At 38.3% G+C, this 13,832-nt stretch carries 15 protein-coding genes and 1 tRNA gene; 11 read left to right on the plus strand and 5 right to left on the minus strand.

The annotated features are described in order from the left end of the window. Positions 1-117: 117 nt before the first annotated feature. From IQ264_RS27220 to IQ264_RS27235, 4 genes are all read left to right on the plus strand, one after another. Positions 118-1,074, plus strand: coding sequence for an undecaprenyl-diphosphate phosphatase (locus IQ264_RS27220; protein ID WP_193984830.1), 957 nt, complete (start codon positions 118-120; stop codon positions 1,072-1,074). A 123-nt stretch (positions 1,075-1,197) separates the two neighbouring features. Further along, positions 1,198-2,535, plus strand: coding sequence for a TIGR03279 family radical SAM protein (locus tag IQ264_RS27225; protein WP_193984832.1), 1,338 nt, complete (start codon positions 1,198-1,200; stop codon positions 2,533-2,535). A gap of 5 nt (positions 2,536-2,540) precedes the next feature. After that, positions 2,541-2,858, plus strand: a complete 318-nt coding sequence (locus IQ264_RS27230; RefSeq protein WP_193984834.1) for a hypothetical protein — start codon at positions 2,541-2,543, stop codon at positions 2,856-2,858. Next, positions 2,855-3,238, plus strand: coding sequence for an aspartyl protease (locus IQ264_RS27235; RefSeq protein ID WP_193984836.1), 384 nt, complete (start codon positions 2,855-2,857; stop codon positions 3,236-3,238). The genes IQ264_RS27230 and IQ264_RS27235 overlap by 4 nt, the downstream gene beginning before the upstream one ends. A 15-nt stretch (positions 3,239-3,253) precedes the next feature. On the opposite strand, the gene IQ264_RS27240 is transcribed toward IQ264_RS27235, so the two are convergent. After that, positions 3,254-4,609, minus strand: coding sequence for a protein kinase domain-containing protein (locus tag IQ264_RS27240; protein ID WP_228061859.1), 1,356 nt, complete (start codon positions 4,607-4,609; stop codon positions 3,254-3,256). Positions 4,610-4,731: 122 nt separating this feature from the next. Between IQ264_RS27240 and IQ264_RS27245 the strand changes: the two genes are divergently transcribed. Genes IQ264_RS27245 through IQ264_RS27260 form a run of 4 tightly spaced genes read left to right on the plus strand, consistent with a single transcriptional unit; the run spans position 4,732 to position 6,722 of the window. Beyond that, positions 4,732-5,511: an alpha/beta hydrolase gene (locus IQ264_RS27245; protein ID WP_193984838.1), complete on the plus strand. Its 780-nt coding sequence runs from the start codon at positions 4,732-4,734 to the stop codon at positions 5,509-5,511. 22 nt (positions 5,512-5,533) lie between these two features. After that, the gene (locus tag IQ264_RS27250; RefSeq protein ID WP_193984840.1) at positions 5,534-6,109 is read left to right on the plus strand and encodes a Uma2 family endonuclease; all 576 of its coding nucleotides are present in this window, start codon (positions 5,534-5,536) and stop codon (positions 6,107-6,109) included. Positions 6,110-6,147: 38 nt separating this feature from the next. Continuing rightward, a complete protein-coding gene (locus IQ264_RS27255) occupies positions 6,148-6,399 on the plus strand; it encodes a ribbon-helix-helix domain-containing protein (protein WP_193984842.1) in 252 nt (83 codons plus the stop codon). Then, positions 6,396-6,722, plus strand: a complete 327-nt coding sequence (locus IQ264_RS27260; protein ID WP_193984845.1) for a type II toxin-antitoxin system RelE/ParE family toxin — start codon at positions 6,396-6,398, stop codon at positions 6,720-6,722. The genes IQ264_RS27255 and IQ264_RS27260 overlap by 4 nt, the downstream gene beginning before the upstream one ends. Positions 6,723-6,883: 161 nt before the next feature. Here the strand turns inward: IQ264_RS27260 and IQ264_RS27265 are convergent, their stop codons facing one another. The 4 genes from IQ264_RS27265 to IQ264_RS27280 all read right to left on the minus strand — a co-directional run bounded on the left by IQ264_RS27265 (position 6,884) and on the right by IQ264_RS27280 (position 9,760). After that, on the minus strand, positions 6,884-7,786 hold the full coding sequence (locus tag IQ264_RS27265) for an HNH endonuclease (protein ID WP_193984847.1): 903 nt from the start codon (positions 7,784-7,786) through the stop codon (positions 6,884-6,886). Between the two features lie 173 nt (positions 7,787-7,959). Beyond that, positions 7,960-8,031 (minus strand) — tRNA-Lys (locus tag IQ264_RS27270). Positions 8,032-8,148: 117 nt separating this feature from the next. Next, on the minus strand, positions 8,149-8,991 hold the full coding sequence (locus IQ264_RS27275) for an alpha/beta hydrolase (protein ID WP_322744816.1): 843 nt from the start codon (positions 8,989-8,991) through the stop codon (positions 8,149-8,151). A 49-nt stretch (positions 8,992-9,040) separates the two neighbouring features. Further along, positions 9,041-9,760 (minus strand): lysophospholipid acyltransferase family protein, encoded by a 720-nt coding sequence (locus tag IQ264_RS27280; RefSeq protein WP_193984849.1) that lies wholly within the window; start codon positions 9,758-9,760, stop codon positions 9,041-9,043. A gap of 328 nt (positions 9,761-10,088) precedes the next feature. Between IQ264_RS27280 and metG the strand changes: the two genes are divergently transcribed. From metG to lptC, 3 genes are all read left to right on the plus strand, one after another. Continuing rightward, a complete protein-coding gene (gene metG, locus IQ264_RS27285; RefSeq protein ID WP_193984851.1) occupies positions 10,089-11,693 on the plus strand; it encodes a methionine--tRNA ligase in 1,605 nt (534 codons plus the stop codon). 92 nt (positions 11,694-11,785) lie between these two features. Then, a complete protein-coding gene (locus IQ264_RS27290) occupies positions 11,786-12,397 on the plus strand; it encodes an NYN domain-containing protein (RefSeq protein ID WP_073595429.1) in 612 nt (203 codons plus the stop codon). A gap of 246 nt (positions 12,398-12,643) precedes the next feature. Beyond that, positions 12,644-13,832: LPS export ABC transporter periplasmic protein LptC (gene lptC, locus IQ264_RS27295; RefSeq protein ID WP_228061860.1), on the plus strand; the 1,189-nt coding region annotated here is incomplete at its 3' end.

The following is a 13,832-nucleotide window of genomic DNA, read 5'->3' on the forward strand; positions in this document are numbered from 1 at the left end:
CCCCCCCACCTCTTCTTGCCTGTTCCCTTAATTCACATTGAAACTTTAAGATTGAAGCCTATTTTTTTGGGTAGGCTATGCTTGGTGGTTATATTGGGAGTTAAAAGCAAAATAGACATGGGTTTATCACAACGTCAATGGCACAAGTTTTTGGGTATAGGAATTGTTAGTGTTCTTCTTGCCTTACCTTTAAAAGCACTTTCTCAGTCGGCAGTGGCGACAACAACTACTAGTCAGGTAAATGTATTTCAAGCAATTGTTTTAGGTTTTGTGCAAGGGGTAACGGAATTTTTACCAATCAGTAGTTCGGCGCATTTAAAAGTAGTGCCAGTTGTCTTGGGGTGGGGCGATCCAGGTGTTGCTTTTACGGCGGTAATTCAATTGGGTAGTATTGCAGCGGTTTTGTGGTATTTTTGGCGGGATCTGAAAAATATAGCGATGGGTGCGATCGCTGCGATCGCAACCAAAGATTATGAAGCTCAAGAGTTTAAATTAGCATTGGGAATTGTTTTAGGTACAATCCCGATCGTTTTCTTTGGGTTATTGATTAAAATCTTCATTCCTGACTTTGATAATTCTCCTTTGCGGAGTCTAGGGGCGATCGCTGTTGCCTCAATAGTCATGTCATTATTGTTGGGATTAGCGGAAAAAATCGGGACTCGTAAACGAAATTTTGATAAATTGGACGTGAAAGACGGAATTTTAATGGGTTTAGGGCAAACTTTAGCATTAATACCTGGTGTTTCTCGTTCTGGTTCTACTTTAACTGCTGGGTTATTCATCGGATTGGAAAGGGCGACAGCAGCAAGGTTTTCCTTTCTATTAGGAATTCCTGCGATTACTTTAGCTGGTTTGGTGGAATTAAAGGATGTTTTCAAAGAAGGTGTAGCAGGTTCAGAACTGATTTCTATAATAGTTGGGGTGATATCGGCGGGGATTTTTTCTTATTTAGCGATCGCTTGGTTGCTGAAGTTCCTCCAAACTCAAAGTACTTGGGTATTTATCTGGTATCGGTTAATCTTTGGCGTAGCGATTTTATCAGCAATTTCTGCTGGATTGTTGCAAAATAGCTAATAGTTATTAGTCATTGGGTAGTCGGTAGTTGGTAGTTGGTAGTTGTTATTAAACAAACATGACTACTGACTACTTAAGCTAATGACAAATAACAAATAACAAATGACAGATGACTAATGACAAATGAGTGAAATTTCGCTTCGTCCGGCTTTAATTACGAAAGTTTTGCCTGATTCGATCGCATCTGAGATTGGGTTTGAGGTTGGCGATCGTTTAGTGTCCATTAACGGTACTAAACCCCGCGATCTCATCGACTACAAATTCTTGTGTGCCGATGAATTCCTAGAATTAGAAGTTTTAGACGTTAAAGGCAAAATCCATCAAGTAGAAATAGAAAAAGATTACGACGAAGACTTAGGCTTAGAATTTGAAACGGCTTTGTTTGATGGTTTAATTCAATGTAATAACCGTTGTCCCTTCTGTTTCATCGATCAACAACCCCCAGGAAAAAGAGAATCTTTATATTTAAAAGATGACGATTACCGCTTAAGTTTCCTCTATGGTTCTTATTTAACATTAACTAATGTCACTCAAAAAGAATGGAACAGAATCGAACAAATGCGGCTTTCCCCGCTTTACGTTTCCGTTCACGCAACTGAACCAGAAATCAGAACTCGCTTATTAAAAAATCAACGTGCTGGACAAATTTTAGAACAAATTAAATGGTTTCAAAAACGCCGTTTACAAATTCATGCCCAAGTAGTAGTTTGTCCGGGAATTAATGACGGAATTCACTTAGAAACCACATTAAGAGATTTAGCCAAATTCCACAAAGGCGAAACTCCCGCAGTTGCATCAGTTGCAGTTGTTCCAGTTGGTTTAACTCGCTTTCGTCCTGAAGAAGATGAATTAATCCCAGTTACTCCAGAAAAAGCTAAAGAAGTAATTTCCCAAGTGCAAAAACTTCAAAGCGAGTTACAGAAAAAGACTCGTAAAAATTGTATTTGGTTAGCCGATGAATGGTTTTTGATTGCGGGTGAAGATTTACCCTCAGAATCACATTACGAAGATTACCCACAAATTGATAATGGTGTCGGTTCAATTAGGTTATTTTTGAGAAAGTTTGAGGAAGCAGCGAAAAGTTTACCCTCAAAAGTTGCGCCAGAAAGAAGATTTACTTGGGTAGTGGGAAATGCAGTAGAAAAAGCATTTCAACCGATTTTAGAAAGATTGAACAAAGTCAAAGGTTTGACAGTGGAAATGGCAGCTTTTCCTAGTGAATATTGGGGACAAAAAATTACTGTTACTGGTTTGTTAACTGGGGAAGATTTGCTGTTCAATTTACAAGGTAAAGATTTGGGAGATGGGATTTTATTGCCATCTTTAATGTTGAAACATGGGGATACTAAATTTTTGGACGATCGGACTGTTGAGGAAGTTGCTGATAAGTTGGGAGTGAGGATTTTTCCGGTTAATGGAATTGAGGGATTGATTGAAGGGTGTGTGAATAATCTGGAGTAAAAGTTATGACAGAAACTAAAAGCGATCGCATAGTCAAACGAGGAAGATTATTTCCTGAAATTGAATGGTCTGAAGAAGAAAAAATTAAATGGAAAACTGAATTAATGGCAATTCATCACCGTTGTCAATTAATTTTTAACCGAGTCCAACCGGAGTTAATTAAAACTCACTATAACTGGTTTATGGCAATAGATCCAGAAAGTGAAGATTATGTCATTGCTGAAAATGAAGAGGTAGCAACAGAAATGGCGCGTCAAAAGTATCCAAATGCTATTCCATACATATTTGTAATTAATGAAACAGGGGTAGCTGGGAGAATATGATTGAAGGCAATTTCGGTAGTGATGGGGAGTTGTTTTTTGAAATAGAATTAATTACTGCTGATGGTTTAGAACTGCCAGTTGAGGCAATGTTGGATACTGGTTTTACAGAATTTTTAGCAATTAATAAGCAGGATTTGCCGGGACTTGGTTGGCGTTTTTTACGCAGGAGAACTTTGCGAACTGCACAGGGAGAAGCAGATTTTGAAATTCATTTAGGTAAAGTAAGGATAGATGGAAGAGAATTTGAAATTCCGGTTTATGCTGGCGATGAAATTACAGAAGTTTTACTCGGTAGTCAGTGGCTAAAAAGTATGAGATTGATTGTAGATATGCCTTCTGGGATATTGAGTTTGGAAGTGATATCAGGGGAAAGTGGGTGAAGCGATCGCACTCCTCTACCTCACCCACCTTAAATCATTTCGTTCTTGATACTCTAAAATATACGCTACATTCTTTTGCTCTAAAGGAGTTAACAAATTATCAGGAAAACTTTCTGGTGAATAAATCGGACGATACCAAGATTGACTACTAAAATATTGTTGTAATTCCTGACTTTTAAACCTTCTGCCATAACGGGCATAAATTGAATTTCGCAAAATATCTAACTCTAAAGCATTCTTATCAAACAAATCTGCATCAGTAACTTGTCTTTTGGAAATCCAAGTAAAATCGTAATTTTTGGGAAAATTTATTTTCGGAGTAACAACTATACTTTGTTTTAATTCTGTTCGGGGGAACCAGTGAAGAACGGATCTATATATTATCTGTATACTAACTAAAGTGCTAATAATTATGCCACATACAATTATCAAAAATTTTCGGTTTATTTGCTGTAAAGGTGTAGTATTTTGAGCCAAGGTTTCGCCCGGTTCTTTGGGGTAATTATGGGCTAATAAACTTATAGTAGAAGGGATAAGATTAGAATTTAATTTTAATGCTTCTAACATCTCATTGGCAGTTTGGTAGCGATCGCACCAATGAGACTGAACTGCCTTATTCAAAACTCGTACCAAACTAGGACTAATATTTAAAGTATACTGCTGCCATAAAATCTCTCCCGTTTGATGATCTATATCCAAAGTCTTAGGACTCCGATGAGTTAACAAATAAATTGCTGTCATCCCCAAACTATATAAATCACTAGCATAAACAGGTCTACCTGCTGCTTGCTCAGCAGGCATAAAACCACTAGTACCAATGACAATAGAACTGGTCGTACTACCATGAGAATTGATTATAGTTCCCATCGTTTCTTTAACAGCACCAAAATCAATTAAAACAGGTTTACCGTCACTTTGTCTGATAATAATATTGTCTGGTTTAATATCCCGATGCACCATCTTTTTGCTATGGACATAATCTAATACTGGCAAAATTTCCTGCAAAAAATCGCGCACAAAACTTTCACTTTGCACGCCTTCTAATTGGAGTTTTTTTCCTAAAGTTTGTCCGGCAATCCACTCTTGAACTAAATAAAATTGCTCATTAATAGTAAAATAAGCATATAATTTAGGTATTTGATGATTGCCTTCGCCCAACTCTTCTAAAACTACAGCTTCTCGTGCGAATCTTTCTTTGACTAACTGATAAACTTCCGGTTTATTTTCAATAGGTTTCAGCTGCTTAATTACACAACGACGTTTCGACGGCATATTCGTATCTTCTGCCAAAAAAGTATCACCAAAACCACCACCACCCAATTGTTGGAGCAAAAGATAGCGGTTATTCAGAAGTTCCGGTATCATTGGCATTCACAGGTTCGGTTTTGCTCACTAGCTTACAAATCTATGCTACAACTATAAATTTGGCGCGATCGCTATTTACAAACAAAAAATAACTCTTATTATACAAACGTACCTAACTATTAAGAACAATGGGCGAAATACAGATTATCCGCGACTTTTACTCATTTTCCGAACAAACAAATCGCACCCTCCGCATCTTTACCCCTGACGCTTACCACCAAGAACCTTACAAGCGTTTCCCGGTACTTTATATGTTGGATGGGCAAAATATCTTTTCTCACCCGGAATCAGCGGTTTATGATACTTGGTGTGCCAATATTGCCCTAGAAGAGTTAATATCTGAAGGTACTATCCACCCTTGGATTATTGTTGGGATCGACCACTTACCAAACCGGATGGAAGAATATTCTCCTTGGCAAGATGGACGGGGACATTTAACATCGGAATTTTTAGTAAATAGTTTAAAACCTTATATCGATCGCCAATATCGCACCCTCACAGACCCTCAAAATACAGCAATTTTAGGCTCAAGTATGGGCGGATTATTTGCTTTGTATATCGGCAAAACTTACCCACAACTTTTTGGACGCATTGGTGGTATTTCTCCCGCTTTAATGTTTGGTGGAGATTTCATGTTTCGCTACTGGGATAGACACACTCGGTTTTGGTCAAAAATTCTTTTATACGTTGGTAGTGCTGAACAATACAACTATTATGGAACTGAAATAGATTTCGTTCCTATTAACAAGTATTTTTATCAACATTTGAAAAATTTAGGATACAGCGAACAGGAATTATATTTTGTGCTTGGTAAAGATGAAATTCACCACGAAACAGCTTGGCAAAAACGTTTACCGGAAATGTTAACTTGGTTATTAGAATCAACTGTGGGAACTGGGTGGTTTTAAAACTTTTAGGAGTTGAGATATTATGAAAAGCGAAGTTGCGGAAAAACTGTTTACGTTTGAGGAATATCTAGCTTATGACGATGGCACAGATAACCGCTATGAATTGGTTGAAGGAAGGTTAGAACTGATGAATCTTCCAACTTTTAGGCATTTACTTATCGCTAAGTTTGCTGAGCAAATATTTGATGCGGAAATCAAACGTTTAGGTTTACCTTGGGTATGTTTTAGAGAAGCGGGAATTAGAACGGGATGGCGAAAGTCGAGATTATCAGATCTTTATATTGTACCTGTTGAACAGGTGCGGGAGTTTTTGGATCGATCGGCTGTTACTGAGATACCTCCATTATTAGCATTTGAAGTTGTTAGTCCTGAATCTGTGAGTCGAGATTATCGTTTTAAGCGTTCTGAATATGCAGCGTTAGAGATTCCTGAATATTGGATTGTTGACCCGATGAAATCAAAAGTTACAGTTTTGTTGTGGGAAGAAGGTTTATATGAGGAAACAGTTTTTATAGGTAATCAAAATATAGTTTCTCGGACTTTTGCAGAGTTAGCGTTAACAGTTGAACAAATATTGGCGGCTGGTAATATTAGTTAGAAAAGAGTTTGTAGAAAATATCAAAAATGGTAAAGGATATGTCTGCTCTAAATATTTCACTACCTGAATCAATTCAAGCTTTTATTGAGCAACAAGTGGCTAAAGGAAACTATGGTACAGTTAATGACTATATCATACATTTAATCTGTCAAGAACAAGCAAAGATTGCGCGAGTTGAGTCCCTATTATTGGAAGGATTGGATAGTGGTGAATCGATCGAACTAACAGATGAGTGGTGGGAGACAAAACGCTCTCAATTAGTTCAAGGAGTACAGGATACGCAAGAATGACGAAGAGGATTTTCATTACACCAAAGGCAAGTCAGGATATAGATAAAATCTTTGCTTACATTGCCCAAAATAATTCTGATGCAGCATTGCGGTTTTTCGACGCAGTACGTCAGACATTAGCTAGATTAGCTCAAATGTCTGGTATGGGTCGCCTTTATCCAGTAAATAATCCCCGTTTGGAAGGTTTGCGGAAATGGTCAGTTAAGGCATTTGAAAATTATTTAATTTTTTATCTAATCTTTGAGGAGTATATTGAAATTGTGCGAATTCTTCACGCTGTACGGGATATTGAGACAATTTTGGAAAAAGAAGAAGGCGAATAAATATGACATTTACGCGAGGCGATCGCATTTCATCTAGAAAGTTTACAAGAAGATGGCTTTCCAGTTCCCGATCCTGTTTCTATTTGTGAATATGTTGAAGCATAATTAAATATGGATTGACAAGTTCGAGAAAGTTTAAAATTATGAGTATTGCAACTAAACTAGCTGTCTATAAATCTAACTGCTAAATCTTTACCTTTTCGTTGCCCTTTGAGCTTACCTTCAGTAATTCTATGGTGGAATTCACAAAGCCAAATTCCATTTTCAGGGCGATCTGAACCACCTTCGGCATGAGGTTTAATATGTGCGCCTTGTATTTGACCTCTACATAATGGACTTAATGTTGATTCAGATGTAAACTGAATTAGGGAAAATTCGCATTCTTTAGGAATTCCAGCAACCTTCATATTTCTGGCTAAACAAGCTGAACGTTTTTCTATTGGTTCAATTGGATATAAACATAAAAATAAAGGCCAAGTTAGCTCAATTAATCTCTTAATATTTTCTGTTGAATACATCAATTCAAACTTGTCTACTAATCCCAGATAAAATGTATGTCCAGCACCAAAAGCAAAGCCCCCACCCTTACCAGTGTTGAGGCGTTTGGGGAACAAGTCTTTAACGAATCCATATTTTTCATCAAAGTCTTCAAGTTGTCTAATAAAATCTCTGATTGATTCTGAATCTATACGTTCACCATCATTGAAGCCTAATTTTACCGCTTGCTTGGAACTGCGATAAAGCCAATGGATATCACGGAAATCAGCAGTTTTTTTAAGAACTTCAATTAGTGTTGAAAAAGCAAGATTGTTTTGAAAAAGTTTAGCCATAACTACTGAATGAAGTAGCACAAACCAAACTTCATGGTTATTTAGATCAACATAGTAACCAACACGATAACCTAGCCCCCCGTTCTTCGTCCCACGCTGTATAAAGGAAAAAACAGGATCGTTAATGTACCACTCATCGCGATTTAAAACTTTTCGGCAATACGCGGGACGACCAAGCTTTTCGCTGACTGCATCAGTTAATTGAACTACAACTTTTGGTAATAAAGTATCCATTAGTGAATTCTCGTAAGTCTAGATAACTTCTAGGCTTTTAAATTAGAATTTCCTGTTTTACGCTAAAATCAAACACAAAGATGGATAAAATACTGCAAATTTATCTTTGAGGTCAATCGAAACTCTAGTGTAGACGATCGCCCCACTCACCCAATAAACAATGTACAACATGATGGGCGACCAGGGGCTCGAACCCTGAACCACCAGATTAAGAGTCTGCTGCTCTACCATTGAGCTAGTCGCCCGCTCAGATCTATTATCTTAGCAAATTTAGCTGAATTTTGGAAGTAGTCGTTAAAGTTTTTTCACAAAAGTTTGAGCTTTTGGCTAATTAAACAATCCTCAACTTCGTTGATTGCAACTTAATTTGTTGCGGAGGAAAGCATTTTAGTTTGCCCTTTGCCCTCCGGTAAAAAATCATTTTGTCTTAAAATTTCATAAAGATTCACATCAGTTTCTAACAAGCAAGCATGACCGCTATCTGGTAAAATTGTCATCTTCGCATTGGGAAAATGTTCCAATAAATACTCTACTTCTGCGACTGATGGTAACAAACGATCGGCCCCACTACCAATTAAAAACACTGGTTGAGTAATTCGGCGCAATTGATTAGGATTAATTTGGAAATCTCGGAGTAACGAAAGTCGCCAAATCGAGGTTTTCTGGGGAACAATTTGTACTGCTTGAACTAACGCTTGGCGATCGCTCGGTGCTATCCTACCCATAGCCGCTAAAACAGGCAAACCAATCAACGAACCTAAATTATAAAAATAACCTGGTACCCATTGAGTTAAAGGAATTGCAGCGTACATCCAAGGACGACGACTCATTGAAGAAGCAGGATTAACTAAAATTATTTTTTCAAACAACCAAGGTGCTTTCACAGCAACCTTCATCGCCAAACAACCGCCAAAAGATTCCCCACATAAATAAACAGATTGACGGGGATTTTTTTTCAATTCAGCTTCAATTAAATTGATTACTTGTTTGACAAGTCCATCCCAATCAGTCAAATCATCGGGAGGAATAGCTAAACAACGAATATCAAAACCTTGTTCTAAACCAGCAGTTTGACAACGTAACAGCTGACCTGTACCATCCATTCCTGGCAAAAATATAAATAGAGGTAACTCTGGCTTAATTCGTGTGGGTGTTAAGAAACAGGGATGACTTTTAATTTGCGGCATTTTTAAATCGATATTCAACAGCTATTTTCAATTAAGTTTACCCAAAGCCCAGAGCAAAACTGACAACTTAATTACAACCTTGACGCAATAATTCGCTAATTTCAGTTTGGCAGTAATCTGTCAGTTCAGCAACGACGGTTTTCATCTGTTTTCCTTTGAATCCTTCTCTCACAGAAGAGGTAATCCAATAAGGACGACCAATTAACACATTGACTCGTTGATAAACTACCAAAGGATGCCAACCAGAATTATTAAAAAATGGTTCCGAAGGATCAAACCAACTTAACAGTTTTAATGGTACGGCTGAACTGACAGTCTCTTCCACAGAAGAGATCGCCACAGGTAAAATAGACAACCGTTCCACTGGAGCCCGTAACGCCAAATGAGCAAAACCCTTATGAAATTCGCCCATCGTTTCCGGTTGGGTAAACTCTACCATTGGTTGTGCTCCTTCCGGGAACAACCCCACCACTTGCTGTGTCTTAAACAAATGAATTGCTTGTTGGAAAAATTTCTTTTGCGGTTTTCCCGTCTCCTCCAAAGGGAAACAGCCTAACTTAGTTACCAAATCCCGCATCACTGGCACTTGTCCCATATAATGATGGCAAGCAAACCGGATCGGACGACCTAGTGCTGACATCAGCAATGGCGCATCCATAAAACTCCGATGATTACTTACCACTAACATAGGCCCTGATGGGGGAATACGCTCCTGATGATGGAGAAACAGCTTAGTTTTACTAACTGATAGCAAGAATTGAGAAACTAACAATGGCTCTGAATACATAAATTTTCCACATTTACTACAACTAGATAGTAGGGAGTTGTCCAATAAATAATTTTTCGATATTTTGGCTAATATTTTTGACTAAGTGTAACCCTACTCTTTAATAATTGTTAACTTTATCTCAGCTAATTTGACAATAATCCTCAGATAGAGACGCAATAGGTACAGTTGAGGTATCGCATTTAGGTTAATCAAGTAAATTTTTATACTATTGTTACAAGATCAGATTAGATTATAATAAATGTAAAAAATAACCATAAAACCTCTATTCAAAACCCTCATGTATGATTAAAAACAGTTTATGAGGGTTTATTGCCATTTTTTTTCCATGAATTATACCGATAATAAAAAAACCTTTGCTCTCACAACCCCCCTGTATTACGTAAACGATATCCCTCACATAGGTAGTGCTTATACTACGATCGCAGCCGACGTACTAGCTAGATACCAAAGAATGCGGGGAAAATCGGTGCTACTAATCACCGGAAACGACGAACACGGACAAAAAATTCAACGCGCCGCTGAAGCTAGAGGACTATCACCCCAGGTACACTGTGATGAAATAGTGGCTGGGTTCGAGAAACTTTGGCAAAAGCTCAATATCCAGTACGATCGCTTTAGTCGGACAACAGCCGATCGTCATCATGCGATCGTCAAAGAATTTTTTCACCGAGTTTGGGACGCAGGCGACATCTACCTGAGTCAACAAAAAGGTTGGTATTGCGTACCTTGTGAAGAATTCAAAGAAGAACGCGAACTCCTCGAAGGAAGGCGTTGTTCCCTCCACCCCAACAAAGAAGTTGAGTGGCGCGACGAAGAAAACTACTTCTTCCGACTTTCTAAGTACCAAACTCAACTGGAAAAACTCTATCAAGAACGACCAGACTTTATTCAACCAGAAACTCGCCGCAACGAAGTCCTCAACTTTGTCAGTCAAGGTTTGCAAGACTTTTCGATTTCGCGGGTTAACTTAGATTGGGGCTTTCCCATACCCACAGACCCCAAACATACCATTTACGTCTGGTTTGATGCCCTTCTAGGCTATGTTACCGCCCTTGTCGAACCGGATGACGAACCGACCTTAGAGAATGCTTTAGCTAAGTGGTGGCCGATCAACTTACATTTGATTGGTAAAGACATTCTGAGATTTCATGCAGTTTACTGGCCTGCAATGTTAATGTCAGCCAAGATTTCTTTACCAGAAAAAGTGTTTGGACATGGCTTTTTAACCAAAGATGGGCAGAAAATTAGTAAAACTCTGGGGAATACTGTCGATCCGATCGATTTAGTCGATCGCTACGGAGCCGACGCAGTTCGTTACTATTTTATGAAAGAAATAGAATTCGGCAAAGATGGCGACTTTAACGAAGTAAATCGGTTTATTCCCATCCTCAACGCTGACCTAGCCAACGACTTGGGCAACTTGCTCAATCGTACTTTAAAAATGGCATACAAATACTGCGGTGGCGAAGTTCCTAACGTAAATGGTGCAGAAATTTCTTCAGAAAACCCCTTAAAAACCATTGGTTTGACATTAGGTACACAAGTTGCCCAAGCTTATGAAAATTTAGCTTTCAGCAATGCTTGTGAAGCTGTTCTCACCTTGATTCGCACTGGCAACAAGTATATCGATGAACAAGCTCCTTGGACATTGTATAAACAAGGAAATCAACCAGCAGTTGAGCAAGTGTTGTATTCTGTTTTAGAATCTGTGCGATTGGCAGCTTATTTATTGTCGCCAATTATTCCTGGGATCAGTAATGACATTTATAAACAATTAGGCTTTGGGACAAATTTTAATGACAAAACTCAATTATCTAATACAACAAACTTTACTACCGAAGCTAGTTGGGGAACCTTACCTGCAAAACAAAAGTTAGGTGAACCTCGTCCGATTTTTCAAAAATTGGAATTTGCGGCAACTAATTCTTAATAAAATCCCCAAGCCATTCCAGGCAATATAAATGAGGAGAAATTAGGAGTACCTTGATTGATTTGATTCATAAAAAATGAGGCATAATAATCATGTTAAATAATCTGGAAAAAGACTCGCTATTCACGCCAGAACAAGTTCTGGAAAATCGCGGTCGAGTCGCCATTTTTATTGACGGCTCAAATCTGTTTTATGCAGCCTTACAATTGGGAATTGAAATAGACTATACCAAGCTATTGTGTAGGCTGACGGCTGGTTCTCGGTTGTTGCGATCGTTCTTTTATACAGGAGTCGATCGCACCAATGAAAAACAGCAAGGTTTTTTGTTGTGGATGCGGCGCAATGGTTATCGAGTCATTGCTAAAGACTTAGTACAATTACCTGATGGTTCTAAAAAAGCCAATTTAGATGTAGAAATTGCTGTGGATATGATGGCGTTAGTAGGCTCTTATGATACAGCAGTTTTAGTTAGTGGTGATGGGGATCTAGCTTATGCAGTAGATGCAGTTAGTTATCGCGGTGTGCGCGTTGAAGTTGTCAGTCTGCGTTCCATGACTAGCGATAGTTTAATCAACGTTGCTGATCGCTATATCGACCTAGAAAACATCAAAGAAGATATCCAAAAAACCCAGCGTCAAGGAGGATATATCTATCGTCCACTGTCTGGAATTGGGTTATTAGATGACGAAAAAGACGACGATTAAAATCCAAATAAAAACAACAATTTAAAATTAACAAAGGAGTTGAACAATTTTAGATTTTGAATTTTAGATTTTAGATTTCTCTTCCTAGCTCAGATCTTGCACCACGAGGCGGAGCCTGTATTTCTCGTTCCCAGGTTCAACCTGGGAACGAAGTCTTGGGAGGTTCTACCTCCATTGCTGCAAGATCTGAGGTAATCGATATAAGACAATTGTTATAATTTCCTTGTGAATTTGAGGAAAATTACTTTGAATAAAGTAATGGTTTTAAAATTGCTATTTATCTGTCTATTGTTCGGTATTGTAGCCTGTGGTAATGAAGGAAAAACAGCCAAAAAGCTAGCAGAAGATAGTAGACTAGCTAAGGAAAAAGCATTAGCTAAAGAATCAGATAGTAACCTGACATTGAACGATGTCACCCTCGATAAAGTTGATGATTCAGGTCGGACTTTGTGGAAAATGAAAGCCAAACAAGCTGTTTATAGTAATGATAAAAAAGATGCACAAGTTCAAACTCCCATAGGGGATTTATTTCAAGATGGTAAATTAGTATATCAAGTTAGCGGTCAAACCGGAGAAATTAAACAAGATGGCGAACAAGTTTTTCTTAAAGGTCAAATTGTCGCTACAGATATGCAAAATGGTGTAGTCTTGCGGGGTAATGAATTAGAATGGCGACCGAAAGAAGATATTTTGATTGTGCGGAATCAATTAACTGGAACTCATAAACAAGCACAAGCATCAGCACAAGAAGCGAGGGCTTATAGTCGGGCTAAAAGAATTGAATTTATTGGTCAAGTTGCGGCAAAAGCGATCGATCCTCCGTTATTGATGAAAACCGAAAAGTTATTTTGGCAAGTCCCCGAAGAGAAAATGTTTAGCGATCGATTTATTCAAATTGACCGCTATGAGAAAGAAAAAATTACCGAACGCGCCACAGGCGATCGAGGAGAAGTAGACTTAAAAAACAAAATTGCCCAACTGGGTAAAAATGGACAAATTACCTTTTTTGAATCCCCAATGCAAATTGCTAGTAACGCTATTGTGTGGAATTTAAATACCAAAATAGTCTCCTCAAATCAGCCAGTAACTATTTATCAAAAAGAACAACAAGTAACTTTAATCGCTAGTCAAGGCAGAGTTGAATTAACCCCAAAAATTGCTTATTTAATAGGTGGTGTTCAAGGGGTAGGTCAAAAACCACCGTCTAACCTGCGAACCGATCAAATGACTTGGTATTTAGAAACTCAACAATTTTCAGCTAATGGCAATGTTTTCTATCAACAAACTGACCCACCATTAACTCTCAATGGCCCCAAAGCTTTTGGACAATTGAAAGAGCAAAAAATCATCATTACTGGAAATGGCAATAACTCTCCTGTTGTCACTGAAATTGTCCCACCTGTGAGAAAGCAGGGGAGCAGGGGGGCTCCAGGGG

This window comes from [Phormidium] sp. LEGE 05292 (assembly GCF_015207735.1).
In the GTDB taxonomy this organism is placed as follows: Bacteria; Cyanobacteriota; Cyanobacteriia; order Cyanobacteriales; family Aerosakkonemataceae; genus Floridanema.